The sequence below is a fragment of the Pseudomonas sp. PDM31 genome (assembly GCF_019218965.1).
Lineage (GTDB): Bacteria > Pseudomonadota > Gammaproteobacteria > Pseudomonadales > Pseudomonadaceae > Aquipseudomonas.
On record NZ_JAHUWS010000009.1, the window covers coordinates 174595 to 190119 of the forward strand.

Annotated in this window: 19 protein-coding genes; all 19 read right to left on the minus strand. The window is 61.5% G+C overall.

All coding sequences use genetic code 11. From position 1 onward, the window contains the following. Positions 1-4: 4 nt before the first annotated feature. The 19 genes from phnK to ccmA all read right to left on the minus strand — a co-directional run bounded on the left by phnK (position 5) and on the right by ccmA (position 15341). Positions 5-811 carry a phosphonate C-P lyase system protein PhnK gene (gene phnK, locus KW839_RS18845; RefSeq protein WP_060541453.1) on the minus strand — a complete coding sequence of 269 codons (807 nt, stop codon included), beginning with the start codon at positions 809-811 and terminating at the stop codon, positions 5-7. After that, positions 808-1680, minus strand: coding sequence for an alpha-D-ribose 1-methylphosphonate 5-phosphate C-P-lyase PhnJ (locus KW839_RS18850; RefSeq protein ID WP_060541452.1), 873 nt, complete (start codon positions 1678-1680; stop codon positions 808-810). The genes phnK and KW839_RS18850 overlap by 4 nt, the downstream gene beginning before the upstream one ends. Further along, positions 1673-2749 (minus strand): carbon-phosphorus lyase complex subunit PhnI, encoded by a 1077-nt coding sequence (locus KW839_RS18855; protein ID WP_218425159.1) that lies wholly within the window; start codon positions 2747-2749, stop codon positions 1673-1675. Before KW839_RS18855 ends, KW839_RS18850 begins: the two co-directional genes overlap by 8 nt. Further along, positions 2749-3339, minus strand: a complete 591-nt coding sequence (phnH, locus tag KW839_RS18860; RefSeq protein WP_218425160.1) for a phosphonate C-P lyase system protein PhnH — start codon at positions 3337-3339, stop codon at positions 2749-2751. Before phnH ends, KW839_RS18855 begins: the two co-directional genes overlap by 1 nt. Then, the gene (gene phnG / locus KW839_RS18865; protein WP_256352724.1) at positions 3339-3788 is read right to left on the minus strand and encodes a phosphonate C-P lyase system protein PhnG; all 450 of its coding nucleotides are present in this window, start codon (positions 3786-3788) and stop codon (positions 3339-3341) included. The genes phnH and phnG overlap by 1 nt, the downstream gene beginning before the upstream one ends. 11 nt (positions 3789-3799) lie before the next feature. Further along, positions 3800-4504 (minus strand): phosphonate metabolism transcriptional regulator PhnF, encoded by a 705-nt coding sequence (gene phnF / locus KW839_RS18870; protein WP_218425162.1) that lies wholly within the window; start codon positions 4502-4504, stop codon positions 3800-3802. A 39-nt stretch (positions 4505-4543) separates the two neighbouring features. Continuing rightward, complete coding sequence (gene phnE, locus KW839_RS18875) at positions 4544-5326, minus strand: phosphonate ABC transporter, permease protein PhnE (RefSeq protein ID WP_060541447.1); 783 nt, start codon at positions 5324-5326, stop codon at positions 4544-4546. A 149-nt stretch (positions 5327-5475) separates the two neighbouring features. Then, positions 5476-6489, minus strand: a complete 1014-nt coding sequence (gene phnD, locus KW839_RS18880; RefSeq protein ID WP_060541446.1) for a phosphonate ABC transporter substrate-binding protein — start codon at positions 6487-6489, stop codon at positions 5476-5478. 43 nt (positions 6490-6532) lie between these two features. Next, entirely contained in the window at positions 6533-7366 is an 834-nt protein-coding gene (gene phnC, locus KW839_RS18885; RefSeq protein WP_095061677.1) for a phosphonate ABC transporter ATP-binding protein, read from the minus strand. A gap of 586 nt (positions 7367-7952) precedes the next feature. Beyond that, positions 7953-8360, minus strand: coding sequence for a hypothetical protein (locus KW839_RS18890; protein ID WP_060541444.1), 408 nt, complete (start codon positions 8358-8360; stop codon positions 7953-7955). Between the two features lie 14 nt (positions 8361-8374). Next, positions 8375-9577: a c-type cytochrome biogenesis protein CcmI gene (ccmI, locus tag KW839_RS18895; RefSeq protein WP_218425163.1), complete on the minus strand. Its 1203-nt coding sequence runs from the start codon at positions 9575-9577 to the stop codon at positions 8375-8377. Further along, on the minus strand, positions 9574-10044 hold the full coding sequence (locus tag KW839_RS18900) for a cytochrome c-type biogenesis protein (RefSeq protein ID WP_060541442.1): 471 nt from the start codon (positions 10042-10044) through the stop codon (positions 9574-9576). The genes ccmI and KW839_RS18900 overlap by 4 nt, the downstream gene beginning before the upstream one ends. Then, positions 10041-10577: a DsbE family thiol:disulfide interchange protein gene (locus tag KW839_RS18905; RefSeq protein WP_060541441.1), complete on the minus strand. Its 537-nt coding sequence runs from the start codon at positions 10575-10577 to the stop codon at positions 10041-10043. Before KW839_RS18905 ends, KW839_RS18900 begins: the two co-directional genes overlap by 4 nt. Then, positions 10574-12562, minus strand: a complete 1989-nt coding sequence (locus tag KW839_RS18910) for a heme lyase CcmF/NrfE family subunit (protein ID WP_060541440.1) — start codon at positions 12560-12562, stop codon at positions 10574-10576. Before KW839_RS18910 ends, KW839_RS18905 begins: the two co-directional genes overlap by 4 nt. Before the next feature lie 3 nt (positions 12563-12565). After that, positions 12566-13021 (minus strand): cytochrome c maturation protein CcmE, encoded by a 456-nt coding sequence (ccmE, locus tag KW839_RS18915; RefSeq protein WP_060541439.1) that lies wholly within the window; start codon positions 13019-13021, stop codon positions 12566-12568. Continuing rightward, a complete protein-coding gene (gene ccmD, locus KW839_RS18920) occupies positions 13018-13194 on the minus strand; it encodes a heme exporter protein CcmD (protein ID WP_218425164.1) in 177 nt (58 codons plus the stop codon). Before ccmD ends, ccmE begins: the two co-directional genes overlap by 4 nt. Then, the gene (locus KW839_RS18925) at positions 13191-13946 is read right to left on the minus strand and encodes a heme ABC transporter permease (RefSeq protein ID WP_060541437.1); all 756 of its coding nucleotides are present in this window, start codon (positions 13944-13946) and stop codon (positions 13191-13193) included. The genes ccmD and KW839_RS18925 overlap by 4 nt, the downstream gene beginning before the upstream one ends. 94 nt (positions 13947-14040) lie before the next feature. After that, on the minus strand, positions 14041-14709 hold the full coding sequence (gene ccmB / locus KW839_RS18930) for a heme exporter protein CcmB (protein WP_060541436.1): 669 nt from the start codon (positions 14707-14709) through the stop codon (positions 14041-14043). Next, the gene (gene ccmA / locus KW839_RS18935; RefSeq protein ID WP_060541435.1) at positions 14706-15341 is read right to left on the minus strand and encodes a cytochrome c biogenesis heme-transporting ATPase CcmA; all 636 of its coding nucleotides are present in this window, start codon (positions 15339-15341) and stop codon (positions 14706-14708) included. The genes ccmB and ccmA overlap by 4 nt, the downstream gene beginning before the upstream one ends. Positions 15342-15525: the final 184 nt, after the last annotated feature.

The following is a 15525-nucleotide window of genomic DNA, read 5'->3' on the forward strand; positions in this document are numbered from 1 at the left end:
GGCTTCACGGCTGCAACACCGACGACACCAGCAGTTGCGAATAAGGGTGCTGCGGATCGTCGAGGATCTGATCGGTCAGTCCGGTTTCCACCACCCGCGAGCGGCGCATCACCATCAAACGGTCAGCCAGCAGACGCGCAACAGCGAGATCGTGGGTGACAATCACCACCGCCAGATCCAGTTCACGCACCAGTCCGCGCAACAAATCGAGCAAGCGCGCCTGCACCGAGACATCGAGGCCACCGGTTGGCTCGTCCATGAACACCAACCGTGGACTCGACACCAGATTGCGGGCGATTTGCAGGCGCTGCTGCATGCCGCCGGAGAAGGTCCGGGGCAAGTCATCGATGCGCTGCGGATCGATTTCCACCTGACTCAACCAGTCGAGACCGGCCCCGCGCAGCTGCTGATAATTGCGCACACCCTGGGCCATCAGGCGCTCACCGATGTTGGCGCCAGCGGACACGCCCATGCGCAAACCATCACGCGGGCTCTGTTCGACGAACCCCCATTCGGTGCGCAGCAAGGTGCGACGTTCGGCTTCGCTGGCGCTGTACAGGTCCAGCCATTGGTCCTGTTTGTCGCGGTAACCGATGCTGCCGCGCTGCGGCGGCAGGCGGCCGCTGAGCAGCGAGAGCAAGGTGGATTTGCCCGAGCCGGATTCGCCGACAATTCCCAATACTTCACCGGGGTACAGGTCGAAACTGACGTCTTGGCAGCCCTTTTCCGGCCCGTACAACAGCGACAGATCACGCACTCGCAGCAGCGGTTCAGTGGACACGGACAGATCGTTTTTCAGCGCCTGGTTCATTGGCCCTGCTCCTGCTGGCTGACGCGCTGGGCGCAGTAATAAGTGTCGGAACAGACGAAGCTCTGGGTGCCGGCGTCGTCGAGAATCAACTCATCGAGGAACGATTCACGGCTGCCACAAATCGCGCAGCACGCTTCCCACTTCTGCGCTTCGAAGGGATGATCCTCGAAGTCGAGGCTGGTTACCTTGGTGTAAGGCGGCACCGCGTACAGACGCTTCTCGCGGCCAGCGCCGAACAACATCAGCGCCGGGCTCATGTCGAGCTTCGGGTTGTCGAATTTGGGGATCGGCGACGGGTCCATCACGTAGCGCTCGTCGACCATCACCGGGTAGGCGTACGCCGTGGCGATATGGCCGAAGGTGGCGATGTCTTCGTAAAGCTTGACGTGCATGACCCCGTAATCGTTGAGGGCGTGCATGGTCCGGGTCTCGGTTTCCGACGGTTCGATGAAGCGCAGCGGCTCGGGAATCGGCACTTGATAGACCATGATCTGATCGGCGTGCAGCGGGGTTTCCGGGATGCGGTGACGGGTCTGGATCACCGTCGCGTCAGGCGTGCTTTCGGTGGTTTCGACGCCTGCGGTGCGGGCGAAGAAGCGGCGGATCGACACGGCGTTGGTGGTGTCGTCGGCGCCCTGATCGATGACCTTGAGCACGTCTTCGTCACCGAGAATCGCGGCGGTCAACTGCATGCCACCGGTGCCCCAACCGTAAGGCAGCGGCATCTCGCGACCACCGAACGGCACCTGATAACCGGGGATCGCCACGGCCTTGAGCAAGGCGCGGCGGATCATGCGTTTGGTCTGTTCATCGAGGTAGGCGAAGTTGTACGCCGCATCGCGCACGGGTGCCTGGCTCACGTCATTCATGGTTTTGGCCCTCGGCAGGCTTGCGCAGTTTGCGGATCAGTTCCAGTTCGGCCTGGAAGTCGACGTAGTGAGGCAGCTTGAGGTGCGAGACGAAGCCGGCGGCCTCGACGTTGTCGCAGTGCATGAGCACGAACTCTTCATGTTGTGCTGGCGAGACGATCTCTTCGTTGTACTCGTCGGCGCGCAACGCACGGTCCACCAGCGCCATGCCCATGGCCTTGCGCTCCGCGTGTCCGAAGGCCAGACCGTAGCCGCGGGTGAACTGCGCCAGCTCCGTGGCCGAGCCGACGAACTGGTTGACCATCTCGCACTCGGTGACTTCGATGCTGCCCAGGTTGATCGCAAAACCCAGCTCTTCAGGGTCGATCCAGACCTCGACTTCGCCGATGCGGATTTCACCCGCGAAGGGGTGGTTGCGGCCATAACCGCGTTGGGTCGAATAGCCCAGCGCCAACAGGAAACCTTCGTCGCCACGGGCCAGGGCTTGCAGGCGTTGAGCGCGACTGGCGGGCAACTCCAGCGGGTCGCGGGTGATGTCGGCCACGCTTTCGCCGCTGTCGGATTCGGTCTTGATCAGGCCTTCCTGCGCCAGCAAACCGAGGACTCGCGGGCACGCTTCGAGGCTGGCATTCGGCGTGGTTTGCGGCCCCGGATATTCGCCTTCGGCCAGCAAGGCAAAGTCCAGCAGACGGTGGGTGTAATCGAAGGTCGGCCCCAGCAGTTGCCCGCCCGGCACGTCCTTGAAGGTCGCGGACAAGCGTCGGCTGAGCTGCATGTTCTGGGTATCGATCGGCAGGCTCGGGTTGAAGCGCGGCAACGTGGTGCGGTAGGCGCGCAGCAGGAAGATTGCTTCCACCAGATCCCCCGCCGCTTGCTTGATCGCCAGCGCGGCGAGTTCTTCGTCGTACAGCGAGCCTTCGCTCATCACCCGCGCCACTGCCAGCGGCAGTTGCTGACGGATCTGCTCGACACTCAACTCAGTGACTGCGGTATCGCCCCGACGTTTTTTTGCCAGCAGGCGGTGGGCATTGTCGATGGCCTGTTCGCCACCCTTGACGGCTACGTACATCAGGCACGCTCCTCTGCGATGCGGGTACTGCGCGGCAAACCGATCAGGTCGTGGCCGGCAGTGAAAAACAGGTCGAGGCCACGGGGGAATTCGTTGCGACGTTCACGTTCGCGCCACAAGCCATCGGCTACCGGCAGCGCCACGTCGTGTTCGCTTTCAATCCCCGGTCCACGCCACTTCAGCCCTGCCCCGCCATCGAGACTGGTCAGCTGAATGAACAAAGTGCAGGACTGGTCGGGATAACGATCATTGCCGGTGTCGAAACCGCTCAGGTCGAGCAGATCCTCGGTGGCAAGCAAGGCGAATCGCGCGTCTTCACGCTGGGTCGTCAGCGGGCAACCACAGTGGAACGCCAGGTTGGCGCGGATCAGCGGTGTGTCGAAGGACGGCGCCAGCCACAGCGGTGTGTCGACATCGAACATTGCCAGGCACAGTGCATATGTCGCGGGTGCCAGGCCTTCAAGGGTCGGCGTGGGGTGCAACGTCTGGATCAGACCGGGACCGGCCAAGGCCTTGAGTGCAGCGCGAAATCCGCGCTGGGCATCCAGCACCGGGTCGCTGAAGGCCGGTTGCAACAGCTGTGCGCTCATCAGTTTTCTCCTCGCACGAGGGTGAAGAATTCGACTTTGGTGGCGGCGGTTTCCGCCTCTTTTTGTGCCCGGCGCTCAGCTTGAGCGCCAGCCAGAGGCGTGATCATGTCCGCCAGCCAATGGCGCTGTTGCACGCCCTGCAAATGCGCGTCGGCCAGGGCGGCCAGTTCGGCGTGAACCTTGTCGCGCCCCGCCAGATAGCTGTAGCCGGTGCGGCCATCGGCCAGGCGCACCACGCAGCGGGTCACGCTCATTTCGCCGACGTTGAACGGCGCGCCATTGCCACCCATGCGGCCACGGACCAGGGTCATGCCGATTTCCGGGGCGCGGATCAGTTGGTATTCAATGTCGCGCAGCGCATCCTCAAAGGGCTGCAATTCACTGCGACGGGCGCGGGCCAGTACGCCGATCCAGTGCTGCCGTTCGGCGTGAGGAACAGGGTTTTGCATGGCATTCTCCATCAGGTGACGACCTGGTACTGGAAGCGATCCGAACGGCTGGTGGACTGGGCCAGCTCCACCGCACGGCCGTCGCGGTCGCGGGAAAGGGTGAAGACACTCAGCGCCGGCAGATGCCGGGGCATCAGCAGCAGCGCGGCTTCTTCGCGGTTGGGCAATCGGGCGCCGATCAGGCTCTGGGTACGGGTCAGCGGCAGGTCCCGCTCGCTCAGGTATTTGCGCAAAGAGCCACCGGTGTAGTCGGCCAGCAGCGGCGCGTGAGTGGCGCAGTAGCGATGGCGGATCAGGCTGACCGGTTGATTGTCGAGCTTGCGCAAGGTCTGCAATTCGATCATCGGCGCCATCTCGGCGATGCCCAGATATTGGGCTTCTTCGCGGCTGGCAAAGCAGTAACGGCGCTTGAGCAACAATGCTTCGACGCCATGCCCCTGGGCCGACAGCGACTGGCTGTAGGCACTGTCGGCGGTCATCGAATAAATCAGCGGCCGCTCCAGCACTTGGGTACCTTTGCCCTGGCGGCGCAACAGGCTGCCTTCGAACACCAGTTCATCGATGGCACGGCGCAAGGTGTGGCGATTGACGCCGAAGCGCTCGGCCAGCATCACCTCGCCCGGCATGAAATCCCCGGCGCGGTACTCCGCCAGCTCCCGCCGCAGGATGTCGGCCAATTCGCGGTACACCGGCTCATCTTGTCTAGACAACTGCATGCTTTAAAAAAAGCGCCCGGGGGCACCCCTCCGAAAAAGTCAGATGAACTGCTTGCGCAGGCGTTGCGACAGGATGTCGATCAGGCTGACGATAACGATGATCACCAGCAGCACGGCGCAGGTCTGCGTGAACTGGAAGGCGCGGATGTTCTCCCACAGAATCACCCCGATCCCGCCTGCGCCGACCATTCCCACCACCGTCGCCGAACGTACGTTGGCCTCGAAGCGGTACAACGCGTAGGACACCCACAGCGGCATCACTTGCGGAATCACGCCGTAGATCACCTCTTGCAAGGCACTGGCACCAGTGGCGCGAACACCTTCGACCGGGCCCGGATCAATCGCTTCGACGGCTTCGGCGAACAGCTTGGCGAGTACGCCGGTGGTGCTGATCCACAGCGCCAATACCCCGGCAAACGGCCCCAGCCCGACGGCCACCACGAACAACATGGCGAAGACCATTTCGTTGATCGAGCGGAACGCATCCATCACCCGGCGCAGCGGTTGGTGGATCCACCACGGTGTGATGTTTTCCGAGCAGAGAATGCCCAGCGGCACCGAGCAGACAATCGCCAGCACCGTGCCCCACAGGGCGATTTGTACGGTGACGAGCATTTCCTTGAGGTACATGCGCCATTCATGGAAATCCGGCGGGAAGAAGTCCCCGGCGAACGTCGCCATGTTTCCCGAGTCGCGGTACAGCGCCATCGGATTCATTTCAGCGCCGTGCCAGGCCCAGGCCAGCAGGACCAGAAACAGGCCCCAAGCGGCGTATTGCGGCCAGGTACGCTTGCCAACAGCTTCAGCGTGCAGAGTGGTCATTAGGGTTCTCTAGATTGCGTAATGCAGAACCTGCAGGAGCGAGCCTGCTCGCGATGGTCGTCAACGATGACGCGGGAAACCGGGAGAAACGCGGTGTCCATACGTTCATCGACGGAACGCCGCCCGGAGCAGGCTCGCTCCTACCGGGGTTAGCCGTTGGCTGCGGATTTTTTGTCGGCGGTTTTGTCGAGCAAGGTGATGCGCTCTTGCAGCTTCGCCAGCTCGGCATCGATCTCGGCCAGTTTTTTGGTTTTATCGGCCGCATCAAGCTTGGTGTCCGCAGTGATCGTGGTGCGTTGCTTGAACAACTCGAGCTGACGAATCGGCAGCAACTGGTCGTCGCTGGACTTCAGGAACATGCCCAGTTGCATGCCCTTGAGCACCGCTTTCTCTTCGTCGGTGTCGCCGTAGCTGAAGATGAAATCGCGGATCTTGCTCTTCTCGCTGTCACTCAGCGCTTTGCTCCATACCAGTGGGTCGGCAGGGATCAGCGGCGACTTCCAGATCACTTTCAGCAGCGCAGCTTTGTCGGGCTGGGTGACTTCCAGGCGATCCCAGCTTTCGGTGTTGAACGTCGCCACATCCAGTTGCCCCTTGGCCACGCTCAAGGCGTTGACCTCATGGCTGGAATTGAGCGTGCGCTTGAACGCGGTGGCGGCATCGACGTTGTTCTTGGCGAACACGTAGTAGCCCGGCACCAGATAGCCCGAGGTGGAGTTCGGATCACCGTTGCCGAAGGTCAGGTTCTTGGCGTCTTTGAGCATGTCGTCGACCGAGTTGATCGGGCTGTCTTTGCGCGCGATCAACACGCTCCAGTAACCGGCAGCGCCACTGGCTGCAGCGGTCTGGGCGAAGATCTCGCCGTTGGAACGGTCCACGGCTTCGATGGCAGCCTTATTGCCCAGCCACGCTACATCGACCTTGTTGAAACGCATGCCCTGGATCAGGCCGGCATAGTCGGAAGCGAATGTGGCGTTGATCTTCAAGCCGGTTTGCTTCTGCATGTCATCGAGGAATGGCTGCCAGACGCTCTTGAGGTTTTGCGAAGACTCGGTGGACATGATGCCGAAGTTGATGGCTTTTTCTTCAGCCTGGGCGGTGCCCATCAAACAACCGGTGAGCAGTGCTGCACCAGCAAAAACGCGACCGATACGGTTCAACATGGAAAAGTTTCCTAAGGGTGAACGGTTGGGGAATCCGGAGTGATCAAACACGCGCCAGCACCAGCCGGGGTGCAGCTTCGTTGTGACGGGAAGGCTCGGAGCACATGAGGCTGGTGTCGATGTCGGCACCGTACAGATCGTTGAGGAACGCGCCACTGAGCTCAGTACCCGGGCCATCGAAATGAATCCGACCGGCCTTCAGCGCCACGGCGCGCGGGCAATAGCGGGTGGCGTAGTCGACCTGATGCAGGGTCACCACCACGGTCTTGCCGTCGCGGCGATTGATGTCGGCGAGGATTTCCATAACCTTGCGCGCCGATTCCGGATCCAGGGAGGCGATCGGCTCGTCCGCAAGGATGACTTCGGCACGCTGGGTCAGCGCACGGGCAATCGCCACGCGTTGCTGCTGCCCACCTGACAGGGTCGAGGCGCGCTGTGCGGCGAGGTCAGCCAGGCCGACGCGGGCCAGGGACTCCATGGCGAACTGTTTTTCCTCGGCATTGAACAGGCCCAGGTTGCCACGCCAGCGCGGCATGCGGCCCAGGCAACCGAGCAGCACGTTGTCGAGCACGCTCAGGCGATTGACCAGGTTGAACTGCTGGAAGATGTAGCCGATGTCGGCGCGCAAGCGGCGCACCTTGCCATTGAGCCGTCCGCTCGCCTGTACTTCCCGCCCCAGCACTTTGACGCTGCCACCGTTGTTTTTATCGCAACAGGCCAGGCCCGCGAGATGGCGCAACAAGGTGGATTTGCCGGAGCCGGACGCGCCGATCAGCGCGACCATCTCACCGGCCGCGATGGTCAGTTCGAGGTCGACCAGTGCGGTCTTACGCGCAAAGGTCTTGTTCAGATGATCGACATGGATAGCTGCGTTCATGGGCTTCTCTGTCTGGTTGAACAGCCGTCCGTGGCCGTATTTGAGTTCAACAGACTTTAGGCACGTCGCATGTCAGCCCTATGACTTGCACATGTCACTGGGTGAATCATTTGATGAAGGTTTTGTGAAAGGTTGAGCTGGGGGGCTGCCGCGTTTGATCTTGATCCACCCGCCCCCTCGGGAGGCTGAGTGGAGGTGTTTATCCGGGGATTGGCGCGCAGCGCCGTTCGACGCAGTCGAACTCATTGCATGTAGGTCGAAGCGAAGCCGACCGGAGGGCAATGCCCCCGGATGAATACCGGAGCGAAGGAACGCCGAGCCTCAGCGAGGGGCCGTACGTAAGGGGCGAGACCTTTTGGTTCCTTTTGGCTGGGCCGGCACTCCGGGCGTTTGCCAAAAGTGACCCGCTGTAAGAGCGGAACCATAAGTCGCCATTACCGCAGAAACGGATATGTATCCGGTCAACAAAAGACAGGCCGGCTATCAGGCCGCCTTCGCGAACAAACTCATTCCCAAAGAGTTCACACGCCGCCCGAAAAACACTCAACGCCCACAAAAAAGGCGACCCGAAGATCGCCTCTCTGCGTTACTGCTCGAACTGCCGTCCCAACCCGCCCGGCACCCCGTGGATATCCGTTTCCTCCCAAGGCCCTTTCGGGCTGATCGAACGGCTCCAGCCATTATCCCAACGGTAGTAAGTCCGCTGGCGATAGAAGGTATTGGGTTGGTCATCAAGCACATAAACCCCCAGCTTCTGATCCCAATGACTGTTCCCGCCCGGCGGCGGCGCGAAGCTGGCCGAGGTACGCGGCATCGGCTTGGCCGGTTTGGCCGGGACGCTCGGTTTGCTCGGGGTGGGCGACGTCGATGGCGTAGGTTTGGGCTGCGACGGCGGCATCGGTGTCGGGGTCGGCTGTTCCGGTGGACGCTGGACCGCACAAGCGCTTAACCCCAAAACAGCGCTGAGCAGGGCAATACGAGCAATGGCGGTCATGGTGGCGTTTCCTGTTATTTATCCGGGCTGTCGATGGTCAGTTGTTGTAGCGCGGTAGTGCTGCTGGCCAGGGGCTGGCTGCGACCGATCCACTCGCCTGCCGTTGGTTTGCCGGCACGGGAAATGCGCGCAACCAGTTGGACTTCAGGAAAGTTCGACAGTTTCAATTGCGGCATCATTGCATCGGCATCGCCCAGTTCGACGGTGACCGGCAGGTCTGCCACGGTCAGGCGCTTGACCGCCAGCGGAGCCGGTGGACCGGATACCGCACGGGCGAAAATGAATACGCTGTCGCCGGGCTGGACCTTGGTTTTGAGCTCCGCTGCCAGATCGACGCTGACCTTGAGCAGTGCCGCAGCCTTCGCCACAGGTGCTGTTGCAACCTTGCCGCCACTGGCCACCAGTTTCTCCGTGGCCCGGGTAATGCCGCCTTGCAACGCCTCGCGAGACTTGTCCTCAGGTGCCAGTTGCGCCAGAAGCCGGTTCCAATAATCGATGGCGTCCTGATAACGCTCGCTTTCAAACGCGGCGATACCGAGCAGGCCGAGACTGGTGACTTCTTTCGGATCGGCCTTGAGCGCTTCATCCGTCAGGGCCTGGACTTTGTCCGACCACTTCTTGCCATCGGCGAAATACTGCGCTTGGGCCCACTGGCCGAGCAGTTCCGGCTCGCGACCGGCGAGGCTCACCGTGCGCTCGAACATCTTCGCCGCATCCGCTGGACGATCCTGCGCCATGTAGGTACGAGCGAGGAAATACACGCCTTCTGCGGAATCCGGTTGAGCGGCGACGGTGCGCTCCAGGCGACGGGTCATTTCTTCCATCGTTTGCGGTGCATGGGCGAATTCGCGGGTCAGTTCGACCTTGTCGCTGGCACCGTAATGCAAGTACAAGCCCAGACCGAGAACCGGCACCAGAACTGCCGCCAGCAATGGCAAGGGCTTGCCCAAACGAGACACCCGCGGCGCTTCGACCCCCTCGGTGTCCGCCAGCAACTCCCGGGCTGCCTCGGCGCGCCCGGTATCCATCTGCGCCGCATCAAGCACGCCCTCTTCCTGCTGAGTCTGCAACTCAGCCACGCGCTCCTGATACAAGGCGACGTTCAGGGCGGTACGATCCTCTTCGAGTTGTGCACGACGACTGCGCAGGATCGGGATCAACAGAAAACTCAGGGCAACCAGTAGCAGCAGACCTGCAGCAAGCCAGAAATCAATCATTCTTGGTTTTTATCCAACAGGTGGTCGAGGCGCGAGCGCTCCTCGGCGGAAAGCTCATCCTTGGTGTCAGAGCGTTGCACACGACGGCGGCGCACGATCACCGCGATGATCACCACACCGCCAAGCAGCAGGCCGGCCGGGCCGAACCAGAGCAGCGCGGTCTTGGCGTTCAGGGCTGGTTTGTAGCGCACGAAGTCACCGTAGCGATCGACCATGAAGTCGATGATCTGCTGGTTGTCCTTGCCCTCGCCGAGCATGCGGAAAATTTCCTTGCGCAGGTCGGCGGCGATCGGTGCGTTGGAGTCGGCAATATCCTGGTTCTGACACTTGGGGCAACGCAGCTCCTTGGTCAGCTCGCGAAAGCGCTCGCGATCGCCTTCCTTGGCGAACTCGTAGGTGTCGATGGCTGCATGTGCGACGCCGGCCATGCTCAAGCCCAGAACAGCGGCGGCAATCCAGCGCTTCATGGCTTGGCCTCGTCGACCAGCGCCTGATATTTGGCCGCCAGTTTTTCGCGCCAGACCTGCTCGTCGATCACGCCGACAAACTTGTCACGGATGATGCCCTTGGCGTCGATGAAGAAGGTTTCCGGCGCGCCATACACGCCGAGGTTCAGGCCCAGCGAGCCTTCATCGTCACGAATGTCCAGCACATAGGGGTTGTGGAATTCGCTCAGCCACTTCAAGGCATCGGCATTGACGTCCTTGTAGTTGATGCCGTAGATCACCACGCCCTGCCCGGCCAGCTTGTTCAGCACCGGGTGCTCGACCCGGCAGGAAATGCACCAGGTACCCCAGACATTGACCAACGCCGGTTTGCCGAGGATGTCGGCACGGGTCAGGGTCTTGTCGCCCTGCACCGCCGGCAGGGAAAATTCCGGGAACGGCTTGCCGATCATCGCCGAAGGTAACTCGGCCGGGTTCAGGTACAGCCCACGGTACAGAAATACGGCAACCACCAGAAAAATCGCCAGTGGCAACAACATCAACCAACGTCTCATGCAGTGGCTCCCGACATGCCCAGTGCTTCACGCACACGGCTTTTCACCTTGACCCGATAACGCCGATCCAGCGCCGCCAGCAATCCGCCCAAACCGGTCAGCAGACCGCCGAACCAGATCCAGCGCACGAACGGTTTGACGTGAACGCGCACGGCCCAGGCGCCATCGCCCAGGGGTTCGCCGAGGGCAACGTAGATGTCACGGGTAAAACCGGCGTCGATCCCGGCTTCGGTCATCACCGAGTTCTGCACGGTGTAGAGACGCTTCTCCGGGTGCAGCACGCTGACTTCCTTGCCGTTGCGGATGACGCGAACAGTGCCCTTGTCGGAGGTGAAGTTGGGGCCTTCGTAGTGCTTGGCCCCTTCGAACACGAAGTGATAACCGGCCAGGTCCATGGACTCGCCCGGTTCCAGGCGCAGGTCACGCTCGGCGCTGTTCTGGCTCGACAACACGACACCCAGGGCGCATACGGCGATGCCCAGGTGCGCGACCTGCATGCCCCAGTAGCTGCGGGTCAGGGTCGGCAAGCCCTTGATCAGGCCTTTGTGCCGGGTCTTGTCGAAGATGTCACGCACACCGGCCAGCAACACCCAGGCCGCGAGCATGAAGGTCGCCAGGACCGCCCAGTTGAAATCGCCATACGCAATACCGGCCACAACGGCCAGGGCGGCGCTGCCGAGCAGTACCGGCGTGAGCATGCTCAACAGCCATTTCACCGGCGTGTCTTTCCAGCGCACGATCATACCGACTGCCATCACCACCATCAGCAACGCCATCAACGGAATGAACAGCGCGTTGAAGTACGGCGGGCCGACCGACAGTTTGGCGCCCGTCATGGCATCGAGAATCAGCGGATACAAAGTGCCCAGCAGGATCATCGAAGCCGCTACCACCAGCACCAGGTTATTGCCCAGCAACAGCGTTTCCCGCGACCACAGGTTGAAGCCGACCTGGCTCTTGACCACCGGCGCGCGCAGGGCGAACAGGGTCAACGAACCACCGACCACAAACAGCAGGAAAATCAGGATGAACACGCCACGCTCCGGGTCGGAGGCAAAGGCGTGCACCGAAGTCAGTACGCCGGAACGCACGAGAAAGGTGCCCAGCAGGCTCAAGGAGAACGCGGCGATGGCCAGCAGCACCGTCCAGCTCTTGAACACGCCACGTTTTTCCGTGACCGCCAGGGAGTGAATCAGCGCGGTGCCGACCAGCCATGGCATGAACGAGGCGTTTTCCACCGGGTCCCAGAACCACCAGCCGCCCCAGCCGAGTTCATAGTAGGCCCACCACGAACCGAGGGTGATGCCGATACCGAGGAAGGCCCAGGCCACGATGGTCCATGGACGCGACCAGCGTGCCCACGCGGCATCCAGGCGACCGCCCATCAGCGCCGCAATGGCAAAGGCGAAGGCCACGGAGAACCCGACGTAGCCCATGTACAGCATCGGCGGGTGAACGATCAGGCCGATGTCCTGCAACAACGGATTAAGGTCGGCGCCATCGGTGGGCACTTGCGGCAGGATGCGCTTGAACGGGTTGGAGGTCATGATCAGGAACAGCAGGAAACCGGTGCTGATCATGCCCATCACCGCCAGCACGCGGGCCAGCATGACTTGCGGCAACTGCCGGGAGAACACCGATACCGCGAAGGTCCAGCCACCCAGAATCAACGCCCACAACAGCAAGGAACCTTCGTGGGCACCCCACACGGCACTGAACTTGTAGTACCAGGGCAAGGCGCTGTTGGAGTTATTGGCCACATAGGCGACGGAAAAATCATCCACCATGAAGGCATAAGTCAGACAGCCGAAGGCAAACGCCAGAAAGGTGAACTGCCCCCAGGCGGCCGGCTGGGCCAGGCTCATCCACAGGCGGTCACCGCGCCAGGCACCGAGCAACGGCACCACGGCTTGGGCGAGGGCGAAGCACAGGGCCAGGATCATGGCCAGGTGCCCAAGTTCGGGAATAAAGATACCGGACGTCATGGATCAACCCTCCTTCGCGGGCGTTGGAGCTGATTGACCGCTGTCTTTCAAAGCCTTGGTCACTTCCGGCGGCATGTACTTCTCATCGTGCTTGGCCAGCACTTCGTCTGCCACTACCACGCCATCGGCGTTGATCTTGCCCAAGGCGACAATGCCCTGCCCTTCGCGGAACAGGTCCGGCAGGATGCCGCGGTAGGTGATGGTCACGGATTTGTTGAAGTCGGTGACGACAAACTTCACATCCAGGGAATCGCCGGAGCGCTGCAGCGAGCCCGCCTCGACCATGCCGCCGGCACGGATGCGCGTGTCCTGCGGGGCTTCACCGTTGGCGATCTGGGTCGGTGTGTAAAACAGATTGATGTTCTGCTGCAGGGCGCTCAGGGCCAGGCCAACGGCAGCGCCGACCCCGACCAGGATCGCGAGAATGATGATAAGACGCTTTTTGCGCAGCGGATTCACTTGCCGTTCTCCCGGCGCAGACGACGCGCCTCTTGTTGCAGATACCGCTTGCGGGCCAGGATCGGCGCCGCCACGTTGAGGGTCAGCACCACCAGGCAGATGCCATAGGCTGACCAGACATACAGGCCATGATGACCCATGGCGATGAAGTCGCCGAATGAAGCGAAACTCATCGAGCGGCCTCCAGGCTGTTTTCCACTTCGGCTTTGACCCAACTGGCCCGGGCTTCGCGCTTGAGCACTTCAAGGCGCATGCGCAGCAGCAGGACCGCGCCGAAGAAACAGTAGAAACCCAACGCCGTCAACAGCAGTGGCAGCCACATCTCGGCGGGCATCGCCGGTTTTTCCGTGAGGGTGAAGGTCGCGCCCTGGTGCAGGGTGTTCCACCACTCTACCGAGTACTTGATGATCGGGATGTTGATCACACCAACAATCGCCAGCACCGCACAGGCCTTGGCCGCGCTGTCACGATTGCTGATGGCGTTGCCCAGCGCAATGAGACCGAAGTACAGGAACAGCAGGATCAGCATGGACGTCAGGCGTGCATCCCAGACCCACCACGAGCCCCAGGTCGGTTTGCCCCAGATCGCCCCGGTGACCAGCGCCACGGCGGTCATCCAGGCACCGATGGGCGCGGCGCATTGCAGGGCGACGTCGGCCAGTTTCATTTTCCAGACCAGGCCGACGATGCCGCACACGGCCAGCATCACGTAGATGGACTGCGCCAGCATGGCAGCCGGGACGTGGATGTAGATGATGCGAAAGCTGTTGCCCTGCTGGTAATCCGGCGGCGCGAAGGCCAGGCCCCAGACCACGCCAATGCCGATCAGCAGCAACGCCGCGACGCTCAGCCAGGGCAGCAGTTTGCCGCTGATGCCGTAAAACCATTTGGGCGAGCCAAGCTTGTGAAACCACGTCCAGTTCATACTCTGTTTCCGTCACGGTTGCTCTTTACTGTGAAGAGCCAGGGCCTGCTTTTTTTTTCAAAAAGAGTGGTTAATTTTTAACCAGGCCTCATTATTATTCGCCGACGCTGATCTTCAGGCCAGCAGCTATTGCAAAAGGTGTCAGAGTTATCGCCAGGGCGGTCAGGCTGCCAAGCCACAGGAGATAACCGGTCGCCGGCATGCCCTGCAAGGCTGCCTGCAAGGCGCCACTGCCAAGGATCAATACCGGGATGTACAGCGGCAGAATCAGCAACGCCAGCAACAGGCCGCCGCGTTTCAATCCCACCGTCAATGCCGCGCCCACTGCACCGAGCAGGCTCAGCACCGGTGTACCGAGCAGCAACGAAAGCAGCAACACCGGCAGACAGGCGGCAGGCAAACCGAGCATCAACGCCAGCAAAGGCGCGAGCAACACCAGTGCCAGGCCGGAAAACGCCCAGTGTGCCAGCACCTTGGCCAAAACCAGAAGAGCCAGGGGGTGCGGCGAAAGGACCCACTGTTCGAGCGATCCATCCTCGAAATCACTGCGGAAAAGCCCATCCAGCGAGAGCAAGACCGATAAAAGTGCCGCCACCCAGACCAGTCCCGGAGACAAGGTTTGCAACAATTGAGACTCGGGTCCGACCGCCAGCGGGAACAGCGCAACCACGATGGCGAAAAATACCAGCGGATTGGCCAGTTCCGCGGGACGACGAAACAGCAGGCGAGCCTCGCGGGCGACCAACAGGCCGAAAACACTCATACGGCCCAGTTCCCCAGATCAATGTTGCGATAACCGGCCGGCATCCGGCTCAGGGTGTGGTGAGTCGTCAACACCACCATGCCGCCACGTTCACAGTGGCCGGCCAAGTGTTCTTCAAGCTGCGCCACGCCTTGTTTATCGAGGGCGGTAAACGGCTCGTCGAGTATCCACAACGGCGGACTGTCCAGGTACAAGCGCGCCAGCGCGACGCGACGCTGCTGGCCGGCGGACAGGGTGTGGCACGGAACGTCTTCGAACCCACGCAGCCCGACCGCCGCCAAAGCCTGCCATATCGCCTCATGGTCAGCCGGATGATGCAAGGCACACAGCCAGCTCAGGTTCTCCTCCGGCGTCAGCAAATCCTTGATCCCCGCCGCGTGACCGATCCACAGCAGATTGCGCGCCAGCTCGCTGCGTTGCGCGTTCAACGGCTGGCCATTGAGCAACACCCGGCCCGCGGTCGGCTGCATCAGCCCGCTCAGCAGGCGTAAAAGACTGGTCTTGCCACTGCCGTTGGGGCCGCTGATCTGTACCATTTCGCCACTGGCCAGTCGCAACTCGAGGTTTTCGAAGAGCAGCCGAAGGTCTCGCTCGCAGGCAAGGTCAACGGTTTGCAGGACGGGACTGGTCAAGGGATCACGGGCCTTATACGGTTCAAGTCGGCACTGGCGCGGCCGTTAAAGAGATGCAGCATAAATGCAATGACAGCTTGTTCCAGAGAGCTGCGTCAAATAATTGCAAAGTTTTCGCCATTTTTGGATACAACGGCGCCGCATTATACATGCCATGCCTTACTCTAAAGAGTGCATTTTCCTC